This window comes from Bartonella sp. AP57NXGY (assembly GCF_042195805.1).
GTDB lineage: Bacteria > Pseudomonadota > Alphaproteobacteria > Rhizobiales > Rhizobiaceae > Bartonella.
The window spans coordinates 1-2,050 of sequence record NZ_JBHIOZ010000206.1 but is presented as its reverse complement, the minus strand read 5'-3'; the positions used below and the strand labels follow the sequence as shown (position 1 = coordinate 2,050).

The 2,050-nt window shown below is 32.0% G+C and carries 3 protein-coding genes; all 3 read left to right on the top strand.

All coding sequences use genetic code 11. The annotated features are described in order from the left end of the window. Positions 1–243 (top strand): TM2 domain-containing protein (locus ACFIL8_RS09520; RefSeq protein WP_375689578.1); only part of this gene is annotated, 243 nt, incomplete at its 5' end. A 368-nt stretch (positions 244–611) separates the two neighbouring features. Further along, positions 612–1,022: a TM2 domain-containing protein gene (locus tag ACFIL8_RS09515; RefSeq protein WP_375620764.1), complete on the top strand. Its 411-nt coding sequence runs from the start codon at positions 612–614 to the stop codon at positions 1,020–1,022. A 369-nt stretch (positions 1,023–1,391) separates the two neighbouring features. Then, complete coding sequence (locus ACFIL8_RS09510) at positions 1,392–1,823, top strand: hypothetical protein (RefSeq protein WP_375622161.1); 432 nt, start codon at positions 1,392–1,394, stop codon at positions 1,821–1,823. The last annotated feature ends 227 nt before the right edge of the window (positions 1,824–2,050 follow it).

The following is a 2,050-nucleotide window of genomic DNA, read 5'->3' as shown; positions in this document are numbered from 1 at the left end:
CCATTGTTGAGACCAGGTACAGAGAACACAAAGATAATGTTCGCACTGCTTTGTTGGGTTGCAGGTATCTTTGGTGTTCATCGCTTTATGGTTGGGAGAGTTCGGACGGGTACTTTAATGCTCGTTTTATCTTTATCATTGTTTGGATTGATGATTACCGGTATTTGGGCGATTGTTGATTTTATACTCATTATTGCTGGAAAATTTACGGATAAAGATGGGAATCAGATTACAGATTTGTGAAAAATTTACAATAAAAAGAAAATAATAAAGTTTACTTTTTATTTCGATCAATATATTAAGTTGCAATAATGCAAGATTATTGTACTCTATTTCTTTAATGTGAGATATTAAGAGAAATATGCACAGTTGAATAAAAGTATTGAAAAAGACTGTGCTATTTTATGTGGGTAAATCAACTAAGGTTGTTTTGTATTGCTGCTTATAGCAGCAGAAAGCGTTAGATCATTGGGGGGCAAAACTATTTTAATTTCATGTTTATCACGGCTGCTACAAATTTTATTTACGCCGTGAGGTTAATCAGCATATTATAAAAAGAAATAGTTTCTTTATGAATAACACATAAGGAGCAGCTTTATAGGTGGGCAAGGATGAAGGGTAAAATTATTGGTCAAGATCAAGGAGTTTATCTCGTTTCGGGAGGTGATGATAAGCGTTATCAATTTGAGGATTGGAATTGGTTAGGAAAAAAACCGCCGAGTATAGGGGATATTGTTGATTTTGTATATGAAGATAATGTTGTTAAATCTGTTCTCCCTCTCTTAAGTCAAAAAGAATCAGAGCAATCAAGATTAGGTCTGGCAGTTATTTGTTTTTTTTTGGGATGGTTGGGTATTCACCGCTTTATGGCTGGTAAAATTGGAACGGGTATCGTAATGCTTCTCATAAATGTAACAGGTATAGGAATTCTTATCAATATACTGTGGTCATTTATTGATTTTATAGTTATTTTATCTGGATATTTTAGAGATGCAGATGGCAATAAAATTACCAAGTTATAGCAACTCGACAAAATTTTAATATAAACAAATAATTTTATTTATATTTATCAATATATTAATTTAATAATGTAAGTTATTTTATTCTATGTCTTTAATGTTAAATATTAAATAAAATTATGAATATTTAAATAAAAATATTGAAAAAGAATGTACTATTTCATATAAAAAGCAAAAGTACAAATCGAACAGCGTGCTTTGTATTGCCACTTATAAATGCGGGAATTTTAAGTTGTTGGGGGATTTTAAGCTTTTTAAAATGTCGTATATCACGGTGAGTACAGATCGTATTCATGCCGTGAGGTTTATCCAACATATTATCATATTAGAAGAAAAGCTTCTTTATGCATAACAATTTTATAGGTGGTGAAGATGAAAGGTAAAATTATTAGTCAGGATCAAGGAAATTATTTCGTTTCAGGTGGTGATGGTAAGCGTTATCAGTTCTTGAGTAGGAATTGGTCAGGAAAAAAGCCACCAAAGGTTGGTGATATGGTTGATTTTGTCTGTGAAGGGGATACCATTAAGTCTGTTTTTCCTATCTTGTCAGCAGGGCAGCCACAACAATCAAAAATGTTGTTAGCGATCGTTTGCATGTGTTTTGGTGCATTGGGGATTCATCGTTTTATGGTTGGTAAAATTATAACAGGCATTGTAATGCTTCTTATAACTATACTAAGTACAATAGGTCTACTATTTATGGGGATAGGGCTTATAGGGATTATTTTTATAATTATACCTTGGGTATTGATTGATTTTATCCTTATTTTAACAGGAAATTTGGGGAAAAAATCTACAAATTAGAGGATATCCAATATTTGTAATAGAAAAAGTGGGGCATTCAACTTACTTTGATTGTCTTAAGGGGGGGAATTGAACATAATAAGATTATTTAGTGTAGATTTGGTAATGAGGTATTAATCAAAATCGTGCATAGTTGGGCTGATTATTAAGAAATTTGTGCTGTAAAGACTGTGCTATTTTATGTGGACAAAGCAGAAACGTCGATCAATCAAAGTACGCTTTGTACT